This window comes from Pseudomonas kurunegalensis, assembly GCF_030291635.1.
In the GTDB taxonomy this organism is placed as follows: Bacteria; Pseudomonadota; Gammaproteobacteria; order Pseudomonadales; family Pseudomonadaceae; genus Aquipseudomonas; species Aquipseudomonas monteilii.
Map to the genome: position 1 here is coordinate 2,227,957 of NZ_CP127871.1, position 17,481 is coordinate 2,245,437.

Consider the following 17,481-nt stretch of genomic DNA (forward strand, 5'->3'; position numbering starts at 1 on the left):
GCGTGGCGCGCACGTGTGTCGCTTAGGGGCGCAAGGCGCGCCCCGGCATTCAAACCGCCAACCGGGACGTCGACCCGATCACATGCTCCAGCACCCGAAAATCAATCCACTCCCGGACATCGAAGCGGTGCGGTATGAACCCCCACCTGAACAGGAACTCGGTAAAGTCCTGTAGCGCCTCGATCGAGCGGCTGTCCAGCGTCGTGCGCAATCGCCGGTGCGCATCGTCGCCATAGGCCGCCGCCACCCAGTACTCGCTGGTGTTCAGCTCGCGCGCCAGAAAGCGCCGGGTTTCCTCAGGGTTGGCCCAGGCCCACTGCTCGGTGCGCAGCACCGTATCGACCAAGGTGCAGCTGGCATCGAAGTGGTTTTCCAGCAAGTGCCGGTCCACGGTGAGGGTGCGCGGGGTGCCGTTGTTGCTGCGGATCAGCGGGTCGGGATGGCTGCCGGTGTCGACCACTACACGCAGGCCGAACTCGTGGGCCAGGTGCACCGCATGGGCGCCCTTGAGGAAGATGGCATCGATATCGCCACGCAGCAGGCCGATCAGCTCGTTGTTGCGGCGGCTGAAGCGGCTGGTGTCCAGACTCACTTCGGCGCCATACAGATGCTGCTTGGCATCGTCGCTGTAGGTGCCGCCGTAGGGGTAGTCGACCAGCTCGACATCGGCCACCGACAGACCTTCCAGCTTCAGGGCATTCTCCAGCCCGCGCAGGGCCTGGGCGCGGGTGAAGTCGATCTGCACATTGGCCCATTTGGGCAGGCCGAAGCGGCGGTTCTTCAGGTCGCGAATGCTGCGCACGCCGCTTTCTTCGGTGGTGAGGATCAGTTGCACTTCATCGCTCCACGACAGCCCCAGCACGCGGGTCTCGACGCCGCTGGCATAGGCCCAGATCGCCGGGATGTTGCCGCCATGGCGTACCGAGTTCTGCAGGTGGTGGTCGTAGTGGGCTTCGCGCACTTCGCGTTCGCTGGACTCACGCAACGACTGGATATTGGTGCCGAACGGCGTAAAGGCCTCGGCCAGGCGCCCCGACTGCACGGCAATGCCGAGGCCGGTGGGCACGGGGCTGTGGGTGTACCAGAGGGTTTCCAGGGGCTTGGTCATGGGGTCGCGGGTTTCCTGTCCATGGGAATGGGGGCCAGCAGTTGGTCCAGGGGTTGGCGGGCGATCCAGTCGCGCACTTCGAAGCGGGCAGCGATGAAGCGCCAGCGCTTGAGAAACTCGACAAAGTCCTGCAAGGCGTCGATGGCCTGCTCGTCCAGGCGGGTGCTCAGGCGCAGGTGGGCGTCAGCGCCGTAGGCCACTTGCACCCAGTACTCGCTGCTGTTGGTTTCCCGCGCCAGGTAGCGGCGGGTTTCATCCGGGTGTTGGTGGGCCCAATGTTCGGCGCGTAGTACCGAGCCGAGCAGGGTGCGCACCACCTGCGGATGCTGCTCAAGCAGGTGGCTGTCTACCGCCAGCGTGCGCGGCGTGCCATTGTTGCTGCGGATCAGCGGGTCGGGGTGGCTGCCGGTGTCGATCACCGTGTGCAGGGCAAAGGCGTGGGCCAGTTGCACGGCACTGGCGCCCTTGAGGAAGATCGCGTCCACCTCGCCGCGCAGCAGGCCGGCCAGTTCCAGGTTGCGGCCTTCGCTCTGGGTGCTGGACACCGGTGTACCGGCCACGTTACGCACCGGGCGGTCGCTGAATGTGCCGTCGTAGCGGTAGTTGACCAGCTCCACGTCGCCCACTTGCAGGCCTTCGAGTTTCAGGGCGTTTTCCAGCCCGCGCAGGGCTTGGGCGCGGGTGAAGTCGATCTGTGCCGAGGCCCAGTCAGGCAGGCCGAAGCGGCGGCCTTTGAGGTCTTTTACGGTGTGGATGCCGCTGTCTGGTCGCGTCAGGATCAACTGCGCTTCATCGGCCCACGACAGGCCGATCACACGGGTGTCACGCCCTTGGGCGCGGGCCCAGATGGCGGGGATGCTGCCGCCGTGGCGTACCGAATTGAGCAAGCTGTGGTCGAAGTGCGATTCGCGTACGGCCTGCTGGTCGGCTTCGCGCAAGGACTGCACCTGGGTGCCAAGGCTGGCCAGGTCGTCTTGCAGCCAGCCTTGCTGCACGGCGATGCCCAGGCCGGTGGGCACCGGACAGCGCGTGTACCACAGGGTATCGAGGGGTTGGCTCATGGTGTGCTCCGGTCGGTTCAGGCGCTGGCCTGCAAGGGGGCTGGGGTGGTTTGCTGCACCAGCGGCAGCACTTCCTGGCCGATGCGCAGGGCCTCTTCCAGGTGCGGGTTGGCGGCGAGGATGAAGGTGCTGAAACCGGCGTCGCGGTATTCGGCCAGGCGTTCGGCGATGTTTTGATGGCTGCCCACCAGGCCCACGGTGGGGCCGGGCTTGGCCTTGGCAAAACCGGCCCACAGGTTGCGTGCCAGGATCAGTTCGTCAAAGCCCTGCAAGCCTTGGTGGTAGGCCGCCTGGCGTGCACCGCCGACGGAGTCCGAGCCGGTTATGAAGCCTTTGGCCGAGGCGCTGGCCTTGCCTTCCAGGCGCTCGAACTGTTGGCGCAGCTCACGCCAGGCTTGCTCTTCGGTCTCGCGGGCGAACAGGTCGACCCGCAGGCCGAAACGCACGGTGCGGCCCTGCTTGTCGGCCAGTTCGCGCACGCGTTCGATGTGCGGCTTGAGCTTGTCGATCGGCTCGGCCCAGTTCAGGTACACATCGGCATGGCGCGCAGCCACGTCCAGCGCGGCATCGGAAAAGCCGGAGAAGTACACGCCCGGTTTGCGTTCGTGTTGCAGGCCCGGCGGCAGGCTGCCGTTTTCCAGACGATAGATATCGCCTTCGTAGGAGAACGTGTCGTTCTGCCACAGGCCCTGGATCACGTCGAGGAATTCGCCGGTGCGCTTGTAACGCAGGTCGTGTTCCAGGAAGTCGCCATTGGCCCGTTGGCTGGCCGGGTTGCCGCCGGTGATGATGTTCCAGTCCAGCCGGCCACCGCTGAGGTTTTGCAGGATCGCTGCCTGCTGCGCGGCATAGGCGGGCAGCGTCCAGGTGGCCTGGAAGGCGATCAGAAAGCGGATGCGGCGGGTTTCGCGGGCCAGCGCGGCGGCTGCGATCCATGGCTCCGGGCCGGTGGGCAGCAGTGCGCCTTCGAAGCCGGCCAGCTCGGCAGCCTTGGCGACCTGGGCGATGTAGTCGATGTAGGTGAAACCGTCGGCCTGGCCACCCGGCAGCCGGCCGGGGGCGATGTTACCGGGGCGATGCACGGGGTTGCCGCGGTTGTGGCGGTCGGTGGACAGCTGCGGGCCGTCGGTGCCCAGCGGCAGGCGCCAGAAGAATTCGGTGGTCATGGGGGCTCCTGAAGGGGGAGGGTGTGCGAGTGGGGAGGGTGGTGCAACGGCTGTGCCATGGACGGCGCAGGGCCGGTGGGGTGGGCGTTTGCGGTGTGGGTTGGGGGCGGGGTGCTGCTGTGGCAGCAATCGGGCAGCAGTGGATGCTGGGAGAGCAGCATGAGGGCCGCTGGGTGTAGGGCTTGGGTGATGTGGTGGCTGGAAGATCGAGCGCCGCCCGCGCGGCGCATCGCGAGCAAGCTCGCTCCTACATTTGTTTCGGGCCAATTATTCCTGTGAGATTTGTGCGCGAACGCCCTGGCGCATGGCGCAATATCGCGTCGTACAAATAAGGCGGTCGCGCGCTGGCCCAGGCATTACTGGCCCGAAACAAATGTAGGAGCGAGCTTGCTCGCGATGCGCCGCGCGGGCGGCGCTCGATCGCCCAGGCGCTGCAAACCTCAAGTCCTACCCTTCGGCCATAACTTCTCCGGCACTGCGCAGATACGCGTCGTACAGCGCCGCATAAGCACCCCTTCGCCCGATCAACTCGGCATGCGCCCCTTGCTCCACCACCTTCCCGTGCCGTACCACGGCAATCCGGTCAGCATCGCGAATAGTCGCCAACCGATGCGCAATGATGATCGCCGTGCGCCCCTGGCACAGCCGGCGCAGCGCACGCTGGATGCGCCGTTCGGTGTGCACGTCCACCGCCGAGGTGGCTTCGTCCAGCACCAGCACCGCCGGGTCGGCGAGGTACGCCCGCACCAGGCACACCAGTTGGCGCTGGCCATGGCTCAGGTGCGCGCCCAGCGGGCCGACTTCGGTGTGGTAGCGCTGCGGCAGCCGTTCCAGCACCTCGTCGGCGCCCAACTCGCGGGCTGCAGCTACCAACTGCGCATCGTCGGCAGCCGGTGCCGCCAGGCGCAGGTTGTCGAGGATGCTGCCGCTGAACAGCACATTGTCCTGCAGCACCACACCCACGTTGCGCCGCAAGTCGTGCTGGGCCAGCGCACGCAGGTCGATGCCGTCCAGTTTCACGGCGCCCTGCTGCACTTCGTAGAAGCGTGTCAGCAACTGCACCAGGGTGCTCTTGCCATGCCCCGAGGGGCCGACGATGGCCAGCACTTCACCGGCGCGGATATGCAGGTTCAGCCCGTCGATCACTGGCCGAGGGCTGTTCGGCACATAGGCAAAACCGACCGCGTCAAAGTCCACCTGGCCACGTGCCCTGGCCAGAGCATGTGGCGCGGGCGGGTCGAGCACCTGTGGCCGGGTGTCGAGCAGCAGGAAGATGCGCTGGGCGGATGCGCTGCCGGTGGCATAGCGTTCGAACAGGTCCGACAGCTCCTGCAACGGGCCAAGGAACAGGAACACATAGAACAGGCTCTCACCCACCTGGCCGACCGTAACCTTGCCCTCTGCCAGGCCATGGGCGCCGACCAGCAACAGCACGGCCATGCCGGCGGTGCTCAGCAACGCGGTGAACGGCGCGAACCAGCCAGCGCGCAGGCTGCCGCGTATCAGTGCCTGGTTGAAGTCCTCCAGCAGGCGCCGATAGCGCGCCTGGTTGGTCTGCTCCTGGCCGCATTGCTGAATCAGCCGCACGCCACTGACACTTTCCACCAGGTGTGCGGTGAAGCGGCTGCGTTGCTCGGCCACCTTGGCCCAGTTGCGTTGTGACACCCGCTTGAAGCGCCAGGTGGCCACGGCCAGCAGCGGTACCGTGGCAGCCAGGCTGTAGAAGAAGCTGGGTTCGATGCGCCAAAGCATCACCGCCGCCAGGCCGCAGCGCAGCAGGGCGCCCAGCAGCTCGGGCGGGCCTTGCACCAGCAGCGGCTCCAGTGCATCCACGTCGCGGTCAGCGCGGGAAATGATGCGCCCGGCGCGGGTCTGGTCGAAGTAACTTACCGACAGCGCCTGCACATGGGCGAACACTTTAACCCGCAGGTCGTTGAGCACGCCGATCGCCGCACGCCCGGCAATGAACTGCGACACGCCCGCCAGCAGAAAACGCCCCAGCCAGCTGGCCGCCAGCCCCAGGCCCAGCCACAGCACCAGGCGCTCGTCGAGCAGCCAGTGGTCGGCGCTGGGCACCAGGCCCCTGTCCAGCAGTTCGCGCACGAACCATGGGCGCAGGAAAACCGTGAACACCAGCAGCAGCTCGATGCCGATCACTGCCACGATTTGCCGGCGAATGGGCCGCAGTAGCGGCAACAGGCGGTGGAACATGCCCCGGTCCAGCGCCTGGCGAGCCAGGCGTTGCTCGATGTCGATATCGCTGGCAGGGGAGTGCTGCACATCAGTCATGGTCGATCCCCAGCAGGTCGCGGTAATGGGCGTTGTGCGCGCTCAGCTCGGCATGGCTGCCGCTGGCGCTGATGCGGCCGTTTTCCAGCATCACTACGCGGTCGGCCAACAGCAACGTGGAAAGGCGGCTGGTAATCAGCAGCAAGGTCGGGCCCTGGCTGCCTGTACTGTGCAGGCGGCGAATGTTATGCAGCACCTGGCGCTCGCCCAGGGCATCCAGGGCGCTGGTGGCGTCGTCCAGGCAGAGGATGTCGGGCGCGCCAAGCAGTGCCCGGGCCAGGCACAGGCGCTGGCGCTGGCCGCCAGACAAGGTCACGCCACGATCACCCAGTGGCGTGTCGAGGCCGTGGGGCAAGCGCTCCAGTACGTCCTCGGCGGCGGCCAGGCGCAACGCTTCACGCAACTGGGCGTCGCTGGCCTGCGGCGCGGCCATGCGCAGGTTGGCGGCCAGGCTGTCGGAGAACAGAAAGCTTTCTTGCGGCAGCACTTGCACGCGGCGGCGCAGGTCGGCCAGGTCGAGGTCACGCACGTCGTGCCAACCGCCGGCATCGCTACCGACCTGCACTTGGCCGTGCTGGGCATCGGTCAGGCGCGGCAGCAGGCTGGCCAGCAGGCTCTTGCCGGTGCCAGTGGCGCCTACCAGTGCCACCACTTCACCAGGCCTCAGGGTAAGTGAGCAGCCTTGCAGGACAGGCCGGCCAGCTTCAACGGCACCCACCTGCACCTGCGTCAGCTTAAGCCCCAGTGGCCCGGCAGGCAGGGTGGCGTGGCCGCCCACGATGGCCGGGCGTTCGTCCAGCAGTTGCCAGATGCGTTCGGCACTGGCGCGGGCATCGGCGAAGGTCTGCATCACCCGGCCAATGCCCTCGATGCGAAACACCAGCGTGGTCGCCACCAGCAGCGAGGTCACCAGCTCGCCGATGCCCAGCGCGCCGGCTGCCACACGGTGGGCGCCGTACACCAGGATCCACACATGCCCCAGCGCCACTACAGCCTGTGGCAGCGGAATACGCGAACTGGCGTAGGCGAGGGCGGCGCGGGCGTGGCCGCTAAAGACGTCGACCTGGCTGGCGAAACGGGCAATGCGTTGTTGTTCCAGGCCAAACGCCTTGATCACCCGCACCCCGCCGATGCCTTCAGCGAGGTCCTGGCTGACTTGGTCGTAGGCGGCGGCCACGGCGCGGTCTAGCGTGACCAGGCGATCGGTCTGTATCACGAACAGCCACAGCCCGGCGCCGGTCAGCAGCAGGGGTATCAGGCCCAGCAACGGGTCATACCAGCTCAACAGGCCAACGGCAGCGACCACCACCAGCGGCGTTTCGATGATCTGCCGCCAGAAGGTGATCAGCGCGTCGCGCACTTTGTCGGCGTCGCGGGTGGTGCGGGTGACCAGTTCGCCCATGCCATGGCGCCAGTGGTAACCCAGGTGCAGGCGCTGCACCTGGTTGAGAATACGCTCACGCAGGCGCGTGAGCAGGGCCTGGCTGAGTACCAGTGACAGCACGGCGGCGGCATATTGCAGCAGGCCACGGCCCAGGGCGATGGCCAGCAGCGACCACAGCCAGTGCCAGCCCACGCTGGCGTCCAGACTACCGTCGGCCAGGCGCTGCACGGCGCGGCCGGTGCTGACATCATCGACCGCATGGCCGATCAGCCACTGCTGCCAGGCCAGGCCGAGGTTGCCGGCGATGTACAAGGCCGTGACCAGAGCAAAGCGCCAAGGCATTTCGCGATAGATGGCCAATGCCCGAAGAAGAGGGTGGTTCATTTAAATGCTCAATCAGAATGCGACACCGCCCCCTGTAGGCGCGGCCTTGTGTCGCGAAAGGGGCGCAACGCGCCCCCGGCCCTCAAAAGGTTTCAACGGCGAGTAGCGCCCTGGGTTTCCTTGGCATTGAGCACTGCGGTGTACTCACCCGGGTCGGCCCCGTTCAGGTAGTAGTTGCCCACGTTATGCAGCCGCCAGCGGATCGGGTCGTGGGTGGTGTGTACCCGGGCATTGCGCCAGAAGCGGTCGAGGTTCCACTTGCTCAGCGAAGCGCTGGCCCCCAGCAGCGAGAACAGGTCGCTGGAAATTTTCAGCGATGCGGCATCGGAATGCGCTCGGGCAGTGGCTACGGACAGAATCAGCTCATCCTGCAGCGCCTTGTTCTCCGGGTCGCGTTCGTGGTCGTCGAACACCCGCGCGGCCTCGCGCAACACCGACTCGGCGCCGCGTAGCGCCACGGCATACTCGCCAATCTGGCGAATCACATGCGGCTCGTCACTGGCGCGTTCGACGCCGCTTTCTACCCAGGCCCGGGCATGCTCGCGCAGGTACTCGACAGCCGCCTGCAAGGCACCCGCAGCGATACCGGTGTCGATGGCGGCGTGGAGGATTTGCGGGAAGGTCAGGCCGGTGCGTTTCATCGGCCCGCTGCGGCGGGTGAGGTAGCGCTCGTCGAGCACGATGTCGTCGAAGTTCACGGTGCCGCTCACCGAGTTCTGCTGGCCGAAGGCCTGCCAGTCATCGACCAGGGTCAGCCCTGGGGTGTCACGGTGCAACAGCACGCCCACGCCACCGTCTTCGCTGGCGGCGGTCAGCGAGATCCATTCGGCCAGGTAGGAACCGGTGGAGTAGAACTTGCTGCCGTTGAGCACCCACTGGCCATCGGCGCGGCGCTCGACGCGGGTTTTGAGGGCGAACTTGTTCTTGCCACCGACTTCGGCCAGGGCGTTGCCGAAGCGCTTGCCGGCCAGCACGTCGGCAATCAGCCGGTCGCGCACGTCATCCGGGTAGCCGGTGAAGATACCGCGCAGCATCACGTTGTGAATCTGCAGCAGCTGGCCGACGCCGCCGTCGGCGGTGGAGACCAGGCGTACGGTCTCGACCACAGTCTGCACCGAAGCACCCAGGCCGCCGAACTGGGCGGGTACGGCGATGGCGGTCAGGCCGCTGCTGGACAACAGCTCGGCCTGGCGGCGGGGGAGCTGGCCGTTGTTGCTTGGGTCGGCGGCCAGTTCGGCGATTTGCGCGGCGACCTGGCGGGCTACTTCGATGGCCTCGGCTTCGCTGGTCAGGCGGCGGGCGGGGGAGGGTTCTATGGCGCTCATTGAGGGGTCTCGGGTTTGTCTGAGAGGGCCAGTGCGCCTGCTTCGCGGGTTTACCCGCGAATGGCTACACCGAGGTCTCAAGCCCTTGAGCAATATCTTTGCCACCCCTCTGCAGGCCCCATCCTGCGCGGCTTCCACCACTTTTTGCTGCTCCAGCAACACACCCCCTGCTGATCTGGCAGCACCCCGCCCGCAATCCTGCTCCCAGCCCAGCAAACAGCGCCCGCAACCCAAGGCAAACCCCGCGTAACTCAAGGCCTCCAGCGGTTGGCACGCACACTGCAATGCTGCCTTCACGACGCCCAAGGAGCCACCCCCATGACCCTCGCAACCCCCATCGCAAAACGCCTGGCAGACGACCCGTCCGCCCTGGAGCGTATCTGGTTCACCCGCTGCCCCGTACCCACTGCCTCAGGCATCGCTTACAAGCTCGGCTGGCTGGAGCAGGAGTTCGCTGCCGACGGCCTGCCAGTCTCGACCCTGCAGGAGGCCCGCCAGCTTGGCCACCACCATTACGATCATCAGTTGCCCGGGCTGTTTCGTGAAGGCGGCAACGTGCCGGCGCTGGCCGCCCGTGCGGCCGGCTCGCCCAGCCGGTTGATCGGCCTGACCTGGATCGAGGAATGGCAGACCATTCTGGTCCGCCCGGATTCCGGCATTCGCAGCGCCGCCGACCTGCGTGGCAAGCGCCTGGCGCTGCCGGCCTGGGGCGATACCCGGCCTGGCAGCATTGCCCGGGCCATGAGTCTGCATGGATACAAAGGCGCCCTGGCTTCGGCAGGTTTGCACCTGGATGACGTGCAACTGGTAGAGGTAGCGCTGCTCGACCAGGCCGGTGCTGCCACCCCGCAACTGGGCCTGCAACGGCTGTGGTCGGGGCTTGAATACCTGGCGCGCGGTGAAGTCGATGCGGTGTACGTGAAGGGCGCGGCCGCTGCCGATGCCGCGCGCCGGCTGGGGCTGGTGGTCGGCGTCGACCTCGACCTGCTGCCCGACCCGCGCCACCGCATCAACAACGGCACGCCGCGGCCAATCACCGTGCACCAGCGCCTGCTCGACAACCATTTCGACCTGGTGGTGCGTTTCCTTGCACAAACGCTGCGTGCCGCCGAGTGGGCAGCCGGCAACCGCGCCGCGCTCAACAGCATCCTCGAAGAAGAAACCCGCGCCGGCAGCCAGGGCGTAGCCGAGGCCTATCGCGGCGACTTCCACACCACCCTGGCCCCGGATCTGTCCGCGCAGCGTCTGGCCTTCCTCGGCACGCAAAAAGATTTTCTGTACCTGCACGGCTTCCTCGAAGCCGATTTCGACATCGCCGACTGGGTCGACCCGCGGCCTCTGCAAGCTGCCCATGAACTGCTGGCCCAGCGCCGCGCCTGACCTGACTGGAGATTGAACATGACCGTACTGATCAACGAACGCCCCGTGACTGCCGAACTGCAAACCTTCATCGACCAGGTGGTGGCCGAAGCCGAAGCGGCCTTCAGCGTATTCCGCGAAACCAACACCATCACCGCCAATGGCACCGTCGGCTTCATCGAGCGTGTGCCCGGTGAAGAGCTGCTGGTATCCGTGAACTACGGCGGGCCATGGAACCACCGCAAGCCGTTGCAGGCGACCGTCACTGATTTTGCCGGCAACGTCATCGTCGGCAAGGGCAAAGGCGGCCTGGGCCGCTACACCAAGCTGTTCCAGACCCATGCCGACGTCACCACCGTGTCGCACGTGCATAGCCCATATCTGGGCGCCTGGGCGCAGACCCACCGCACTTTGCCATTCCACTACGTGCCGGTGCAGCGCTATCAGTTGGCCCGCGAGCTGCCGGTGTACATCGACCGACGTCAGCCTGAGGTGGATTTCATCCTCGACAAAATTGCTGAAAACCCGTTCAACCTGGCAATCCTGGAAGCCAATGGCGGCTCCACGGTGTGGGGCAAGCAGGGGCTGCGGGCCACGGCGGAGTTCATCCTGTTGCTGGAGGAGGGGGCGCAGATCCAGCTGTTGGCGGATGCGCTGGGTGGATCGCGGCCTTACGGGCCGGGGGTGCTGACCCAGCAGTGGAAGATGAGCGGGTTGTATGAGCGCGCTACCGAGTTGGGCCTGGTACCAGGCATCGACCGGCGCGGCTGATCTTTGGGGCGCTGTGCGCCCCTGCACTCCACCCAAAGATAAGGACCCCACCCCATGGCAGTAAAAATCCTCTGGTACCTCACCACCCCCGACGGCCCCTCTCCCTGGGAGCCCGAAGGCCGCTGGCACACCGATTTCGAACACCTCAAGCAACTGGCCATCGCTGCTGATCGCCTGGGTTTCTACGGCTCGCTGCTCGGCTCCAGCCCCAATGAGAGCCTGGCCGTGTCGGCAGCGTTGATCGACGCCACCAAGCGCCTGCGCTTCCTGGTCGCCCAGCATCCCGGCGAGCTGTCGCCAGCCGTGCTGGCCAAGTGGGCGCTCACCTTCGACCAGTTCTCCAACGGCCGCCTGCTGTTCAATGTGGTCAACGGCAACGACGCCGGGTTAGCCACCCTGGGCGTGCATTACCCGCACGATGAACGCTACGACTTCAGCCTGGAATACTGGCGCGCCTTCCAGGGTTTCTACGCAGGTGAAACTGCCGGTTACGATGGCCGCTACGTCAAGCTGTCACCCCGTTCGCCAGCGGCTGCCCATCACCCGCTGGGCGGTTGGCACCCACCGAAGCAAAAGCCCGGCATACCGCTGTGGGGCGCAGGCACCTCGGCACCGGGCGTAGCCCATTCGGTGCAGTTGCTGGACGTGTACCTGAGCTTCGCCGACACCCCGCAAAAGCTGGGCGACAAGTTCCGCCGGGTAGGCGCCGAGGCGGCGAAGATCGGCCGCGAGCTGACCTACGGCACCCGCCTGCAGGTGATCGTGCGCGAGACCGAGGAAGAAGCCTGGGCCCACGCCGAACGCCTGTTGCAGCGCACCTCGCTGGCCACCGCGCGCGCGGCCATCGAACGCCAGCTGCCTCCCGGCCAGACCTTCGACAGCTATGTCAGCGACGACCCGCGCATTCAGCGCAACCTCGACAGCATCCGCGCCGGGCGCCTGCCCACGGCCCGCGAGCTGGAGATCTACCCCAACGTCTGGCTGGGCCCCAGCCTGTTCGGCTTCAACATTCTCGGCCCGGCTGCCGGCACTTACCTGGTCGGCAGCGCCGCGCAGGTCGCCGAGCGCATCCGCGAGTACGAAGCCCAGGGCACATCGGCGTTCATCCTGTCGGGCTTCCCGCTGATCGACGAGGCGCACCGGGTGGCCGACCTGCTGTTCCCGTTGCTGGACCTGGACCACGGCTTCGACGTACCGCGCCTGGGCGCGGCGAGCAAGCCGGTCGTGGCGCAACCGGCATAAGGAGAGGGTGATGAGCGAGCTGTTTTCGCGCCGGGTGTTTCTCGGCAACAGCCTGGCCGTCGGTGGCAGCCTGCTGCTCGGCGGCGGGCTGCTCAGTGGTTGCGACAGTGGCGTGCCGTCAGCCGCCAGTGCGGCGTTGCCGGGCACGCCGGTGCGCGGTGGAAGATTGCGCGTGGGTATTATCGACGGCGACCAGGCCGGCAACCTCGATGCGCACAAGCCAGTGGGCGGCGGCATCATTCGCGGCTGGGCGCTGTACGCCAAGTTCTGGGAGTGGAATGCCGATGTCAGCACGCGCCTGGCACTGGCCGAGTTCGCCGAGCCGAATGCCGATGCCAGCGCCTGGACCATCCGCCTCAAGCCGGGGCTGGAATTCCACCATGGCAAAAGCATCACCGCCGACGACATGCTGTTCTCGATTCTGCGGCTGACCGACCCGCAACTGGCCTCGCCATTCGCCGGGCTGGTCGGTGCCATCGATCGCCAGGCGCTGCGCAAGCTGGATGAGCGCACCGTGGAGATCCGCTTCAAGCAGGGCCAAAGCTTTTACCCACTCGATGAAACGCTGATCAGCTTCGGCGGCATCGTGCCCACCGACTATCACCCGGTGACCAACCCGGTGGGCGCGGGGCCGTATCGGCTGAAAAGTTTCATCCCCGGCCAGCGCTCGCTCTACACCCGTTTTGAGAACTACTACAAGCCCAATCGCCCCTATGCGGACGAGCTGGAAATCATCGAATTCAAAGACCAGGTATCGCGGGCCGCCGCCCTGCGCGCCGGGCAGATCGACGTGGCCAGTGGTGTGCAGGCCGAGCACAGTGCGTTGCTCAAGGCCGACCCGCGGCTGCGCCTGTATGCCTCGCCGACCACCTCGTTTACCGGCTTCAACCTGAACCTGGCCAAGGCACCGTTCCAGGATGTGCGTGTGCGCCAGGCGTTCCGCCTGCTGGCCGACCGCCAGGAACTGGTGGCGCGTGGGCTCAATGGCTTTGGCCGGGTGGCCAACGACCTGTATTCGCCCCACGACCCCACCTACAACCACGGTATTGCCCAGCGCCCGTACGACCTCGACCAGGCCCGTTCCCTGCTGCGCCAGGCCGGGCAGCAGGACTTGCGCGTCGAACTGACCACCACGCCAGGCCCCGGCGTCAATGCCGCGCTGGTGTTTGCCCAGCAGGCGTTGAAGGCCGGGGTGCAGGTGAAGGTCAATCAGGTGGACGGGTCCGTCTTCAACGGCCCGCAACGTGAGCAATGGCAACTGTCGCCGAGCTCGACGCCGGCGCGCGGCTTTCTTGCCTCGGCGCTGCACAACGATGCGCCGCAGGCCATCTATAACCGCAGCAACTTCCACGACCCGCGCTTTACCGAACTGTACCAACAGGCCCTGGCCCAGCCCGACCTGACGCAGCGCAAGGCCTTGGTGCATGAAGCCCAGGCCATCCAGCACGAACGTGGCGGGCTGCTGATCTGGGGCTTCTCCGACGTGCTCGATGCCGCGTCGGCCAAGGTTGGCGGCCTCACCCCGGAACAGACCACTTTCGCCTCGTGGCGCTTCGACGAACTCTGGTTGAACCCCAATGCCTGATACTCGACACACGCCCCGCACACCGGCCTGGCTGGCCTGGTTCATCGGCCGCCTCGGTTACGGGCTGCTGACGGCCTGGGTGATCAGCCTGGTGGTGTTCATTGCCACCCAGGCCCTGCCTTCGGACCCTGCGCGGGTGATCCTTGGCCCGGATGCGCCGCTGGAAAGCATCCTCACCCTGCAACGCCAGCTGGGCCTCGACCAGCCGATCCTGGTGCAGTACCTGCGCTGGCTGGGCGCGGCACTGCGCGGGGACTTGGGTATTTCGCTGGACTCCCAGGTGCCGGTGGCGCAGTTGCTGTTCGGCCGTTTTGGCCACACTCTGGCCTTGCTGGCAGGGGTGCTGGCGCTGGTGGTGCCGCTGGCCTTGCTGCTGGGCGTAAGCCTGGCCCTGCGCCGCGACAGCCGGCTGGACCGCTGGAGCCTGTCGGCGTTGATCCTGCTCAAGGCCACACCGGGCTTTCTGTTGGCCATCGGCCTGGTGCTGCTGTTCTCCATGCCCGGCATGGGCTGGTTGCCGGCGGTATCGATCCTCGACCCGCAGCTGCCGTTGTGGCGGCAGTGGCCGTCGCTGGTGCTGCCGGTGCTGGCCCTGAGCCTGACGGCACTGCCGTACCTCACGCGCATGGTGCGCGCCTCGATGATCGAGGCGCTGGAGTCCGAGTATGTGATTGCCGCGCGCCTGCGCGGTATCCCCGAGCGGCGCATCGTCTGGCGGCATACGTTACCCAATGCCTTGACCCCGGCCATTCAAGGCGTGGCGCTGACCCTGCGCACGCTGGTCGGTGGTGCGCTGCTGGCCGAGGTCATTTTCAGTTTCCCGGGCATTGGCACCGCGCTGAACGCGGCGATCCAGATGCGCGACCTGCCGATGATCCAGGGCGTGGTGCTGGTCATCACCCTGGCGGTGGTGCTGATCAACCTGCTGGCCGACCTGCTGACGGTATTGCTCACCCCCAAGCTGCGCACGGCACGCCGGGTGCGGATGATCCGCCGTGTTCGGCGTGGTATCCGCCCGTGGTGGCGCCGCGCGCGCAGCACCCCGGCCCAGGAGGCGACCCATGACTGAATCGCGTTGGCTGGCCGACCCGCAGGTACGGCGCGGCGCAGTGATCACGTTGCTGGTAGCGCTGCTGGCAGCACTCGGCCCTTGGCTGGCGCCGCATGCGCCCACGGCAATGGTTGGGCCGGTGTATGGCCCGCCGGCTGCCGGGGCACCGCTGGGGCATGATTTTCTGGGCCATGACCTGTTGTCGCGATTGCTCAGTGGCGGCCTGTCGGTGTTGTGGATGTCGGTGGCGGCGGCCACCCTCGCGTTACTGGTCGGCGGTAGCCTGGGCCTGTTGGCCGGGTTCTCGCGCAGGCGCCTGGACCAGGCCATCAGCTGGGCGGCCGATGTGTCGCTGGCGTTTCCGGACCTGATCCTGGTGCTGCTGATCGTGTCCATGCTCGGCCGGGCGCCGTGGCTGATCGTGCTGACTGTGGCCATCGCCTTCACGCCCGGCGTCATCCGCCTGGCCCGTGGCAGCGCGGTGGCGGTGGCGGGGCAGGAGTTCGTCGAGGCAGCGCAGATGATGGGTTATCCGCGTTGGCGCATCCTCTTTCAGGAAATCCTGCCGAACATCCTCACGCCGCTGTTGGTGCACTTCGGCAACATGCTCACCTGGGCGGTGGGCATGCTGTCGGGCCTGAGTTTCCTGGGCTACGGGGTGGCACCGCCTGCTGCGGACTGGGGCCTGATGATCAACGAAAACCAGGCAGGCCTGCTGGTACAGCCCTGGGCCGTACTGGCACCTGCCTTGCTCATCGGGGTGTTTGCCTACGGCACCAACATCCTGGCCGAAGGCATTGGCCGGGCCAGTGCACGGATAGGGGAGAAGCAGCCATGAACGCGCCGTTGAATGTTGCGAGTGAAGTGTTGCGGGTCAGTGACCTGCGGGTAGAGCTGGCCGGGGAGGTCGATGTGCTGGCCGAGGTTTCTTTCAGCCTGGTGGCTGGGGAAATCGTTGGCCTGGTGGGCGAGTCCGGCTCGGGCAAGACCACGTTGGCCACCGCCTTGCTGCGCCATGCCCGGCAGGGGGCACGCATTGTGGCTGGGCAAGTGCAGGTGGCCGGGCAATCGCTGCTCGAACTGGAAGGCGAGGCGCTGCGCCTGGCCCGTGGCGGGCTGGTCGGTTACGTGGCCCAGGACCCGGCCACGGCGCTTAACCCCGCGCTGCGCATCGGTGCCTTGCTGGGTGAGACCCTGCTGGCGCATCAGCCTGCACTGTCGCGTGACGCCGTGCGCCTGCGTGTCGGTGAAACATTGCGGGATGTGGGCTTGCCCGATGAGGACGCCTTCCTGCGGCGTTTCCCGCATCAACTGTCTGGCGGGCAGCAACAGCGGGTCATGCTGGCCCTCGCGTTCGTCTTGAAACCAAAGCTGATCGTGCTTGATGAACCCACCACCGCGCTGGACGTGACCACCCAGGCCCATGTGCTGCAAACCCTCAAGCGTCTGTGCCGTGGCCAGGGCGTGGCGGCACTGTACGTGACCCATGACCTGGCAGTGGTGCGTGACCTGGTCGACCGGGTGATGGTGATGTACGCCGGCCGGCTGGTGGAAGTGGCCGGGCGTGAGGCGCTGTTCCGCATCCCCGCGCACCCTTACACCCGTGCCTTGCTTGCGGCCATTCCCGACATTGCCCGGCGCCAGCCATTGCAGGCGATTGCCGGGCATGCGCCGGCACCGGGGCAGCGCCCGGATGGCTGTGCCTTTGCGCCGCGCTGTGCCCAGCGTCGGGCGCAGTGCTCGGTCATCGAGCCATCGTTGCTGGCGCATGCAGATGGGCATCAGGTGGCGTGTGTGGTGCCGCAGCAGGAGACCGTAGCCTTGGACGACGTGCCGGTCGAAACGCTGTCAGCCCCCGGTGACGTACTGCTGGAGGTGCAGGGCCTGGATGTCGCCTATGACCGCCAGGTGCTGTTCGATGTGTCGCTGCAGGTGCGCCAGGGTGAATGCCTGGCATTGGTCGGTGAGTCCGGCTCGGGCAAGACCAGCCTGGCCCGGGCCATAGCCGGGCTGGGCGAGAACGTGCAGGGGCAGCTGCGCTATGCAGGTCAACCCTTGGCTTTTGCTGCCCGGCAGCGTAATGCGCGGTTGCGGCACCAGATCCAGTACGTGTTCCAGAACCCCTATCGGGCATTGAATCCGCGCCAGACAGTTGGGCAAACCTTGAGTGCACCCCTGGCGCACTTTTTTGGCGTGCGCGGTGCCGAGGCCCGGCAGCGGGTCGAGGCGGTGTTGGCGCGGGTGTCATTGCCGGCGCGTGTGGCGGACCTTTACCCGCAGGGGCTTTCCGGCGGCGAGCGTCAGCGCGTGGCGATTGCCCGGGCGTTGATCTGTGAACCGAAGTTGCTGGTGTGTGACGAGATCACCTCGGCGCTGGATGTGTCGGTGCAGGCCTCGATTCTGGCCTTGCTGCGGCGCTTGCAGGGCGAGGGGCTGACGTTGCTGTTCGTGACCCACGACCTGGGCGTGGTGCGGGCGATAGCCGATCGCGTGCTGGTGTTGCGCCAGGGGCGGGTGGTGGAGCAGGGGCCTGCCGAGCAGGTTCTCGGGCGACCGGTTGATGCGTATACCCGGACGCTGGTGGAGCATTCGCCGAGGTTGCGTGTTGGCCTCTAGGTGGATGCCTTGGGGTATGCAGCGCCTGTGAGATCGAGCGCCGCCCGCGCGGCGCATCGCGAGCAAGCTCGCTCCTACATTTGTTTCGAGCCAGTTATTCCTGTGGGATTTGTGCGCGAGCGCCTGGGTGCATGGCTCGA

The 17,481-nt window shown here is 66.6% G+C and carries 13 protein-coding genes; 7 read left to right on the plus strand and 6 right to left on the minus strand.

Features of this window, described 5'->3' with window-relative positions; genetic code table 11:
* Positions 1 to 49: 49 nt before the first annotated feature.
* The 6 genes from QQ992_RS10045 to QQ992_RS10070 form a co-directional block, all read right to left on the minus strand.
* Positions 50 to 1,108, minus strand: a complete 1,059-nt coding sequence (locus QQ992_RS10045) for an ABC transporter substrate-binding protein (protein WP_286113242.1) — start codon at positions 1,106 to 1,108, stop codon at positions 50 to 52.
* The gene (locus QQ992_RS10050; RefSeq protein WP_286113243.1) at positions 1,105 to 2,169 is read right to left on the minus strand and encodes an ABC transporter substrate-binding protein; all 1,065 of its coding nucleotides are present in this window, start codon (positions 2,167 to 2,169) and stop codon (positions 1,105 to 1,107) included. Before QQ992_RS10050 ends, QQ992_RS10045 begins: the two co-directional genes overlap by 4 nt.
* 17 nt (positions 2,170 to 2,186) lie before the next feature.
* Entirely contained in the window at positions 2,187 to 3,335 is a 1,149-nt protein-coding gene (locus QQ992_RS10055; RefSeq protein ID WP_286113244.1) for an LLM class flavin-dependent oxidoreductase, read from the minus strand.
* 447 nt (positions 3,336 to 3,782) lie between these two features.
* A complete protein-coding gene (locus QQ992_RS10060; protein ID WP_286113245.1) occupies positions 3,783 to 5,624 on the minus strand; it encodes an ABC transporter ATP-binding protein in 1,842 nt (613 codons plus the stop codon).
* The gene (locus QQ992_RS10065) at positions 5,617 to 7,392 is read right to left on the minus strand and encodes an ABC transporter ATP-binding protein (protein WP_286113246.1); all 1,776 of its coding nucleotides are present in this window, start codon (positions 7,390 to 7,392) and stop codon (positions 5,617 to 5,619) included. Before QQ992_RS10065 ends, QQ992_RS10060 begins: the two co-directional genes overlap by 8 nt.
* A 92-nt stretch (positions 7,393 to 7,484) precedes the next feature.
* Entirely contained in the window at positions 7,485 to 8,717 is a 1,233-nt protein-coding gene (locus QQ992_RS10070) for an acyl-CoA dehydrogenase family protein (RefSeq protein ID WP_105948014.1), read from the minus strand.
* Positions 8,718 to 9,035: 318 nt separating this feature from the next.
* On the opposite strand from QQ992_RS10070, the gene QQ992_RS10075 reads away from it, so the two are divergent.
* From QQ992_RS10075 to QQ992_RS10105, 7 genes are read left to right on the plus strand one after another with little or no spacing between them, the layout of a single operon-like run.
* Complete coding sequence (locus tag QQ992_RS10075) at positions 9,036 to 10,097, plus strand: ABC transporter substrate-binding protein (RefSeq protein WP_104835105.1); 1,062 nt, start codon at positions 9,036 to 9,038, stop codon at positions 10,095 to 10,097.
* An 18-nt stretch (positions 10,098 to 10,115) separates the two neighbouring features.
* On the plus strand, positions 10,116 to 10,847 hold the full coding sequence (locus tag QQ992_RS10080; RefSeq protein ID WP_286113247.1) for a class II aldolase/adducin family protein: 732 nt from the start codon (positions 10,116 to 10,118) through the stop codon (positions 10,845 to 10,847).
* Between the two features lie 54 nt (positions 10,848 to 10,901).
* The gene (locus QQ992_RS10085) at positions 10,902 to 12,089 is read left to right on the plus strand and encodes an LLM class flavin-dependent oxidoreductase (protein ID WP_286113248.1); all 1,188 of its coding nucleotides are present in this window, start codon (positions 10,902 to 10,904) and stop codon (positions 12,087 to 12,089) included.
* A gap of 10 nt (positions 12,090 to 12,099) precedes the next feature.
* On the plus strand, positions 12,100 to 13,674 hold the full coding sequence (locus QQ992_RS10090) for an ABC transporter substrate-binding protein (protein ID WP_286113249.1): 1,575 nt from the start codon (positions 12,100 to 12,102) through the stop codon (positions 13,672 to 13,674).
* A complete protein-coding gene (locus QQ992_RS10095; RefSeq protein WP_286113250.1) occupies positions 13,667 to 14,743 on the plus strand; it encodes an ABC transporter permease in 1,077 nt (358 codons plus the stop codon). The genes QQ992_RS10090 and QQ992_RS10095 overlap by 8 nt, the downstream gene beginning before the upstream one ends.
* Positions 14,736 to 15,563 carry an ABC transporter permease gene (locus QQ992_RS10100; protein WP_286113251.1) on the plus strand — a complete coding sequence of 276 codons (828 nt, stop codon included), beginning with the start codon at positions 14,736 to 14,738 and terminating at the stop codon, positions 15,561 to 15,563. The genes QQ992_RS10095 and QQ992_RS10100 overlap by 8 nt, the downstream gene beginning before the upstream one ends.
* On the plus strand, positions 15,560 to 17,341 hold the full coding sequence (locus tag QQ992_RS10105; RefSeq protein WP_286113252.1) for a dipeptide ABC transporter ATP-binding protein: 1,782 nt from the start codon (positions 15,560 to 15,562) through the stop codon (positions 17,339 to 17,341). The genes QQ992_RS10100 and QQ992_RS10105 overlap by 4 nt, the downstream gene beginning before the upstream one ends.
* Positions 17,342 to 17,481 lie beyond the last annotated feature (140 nt).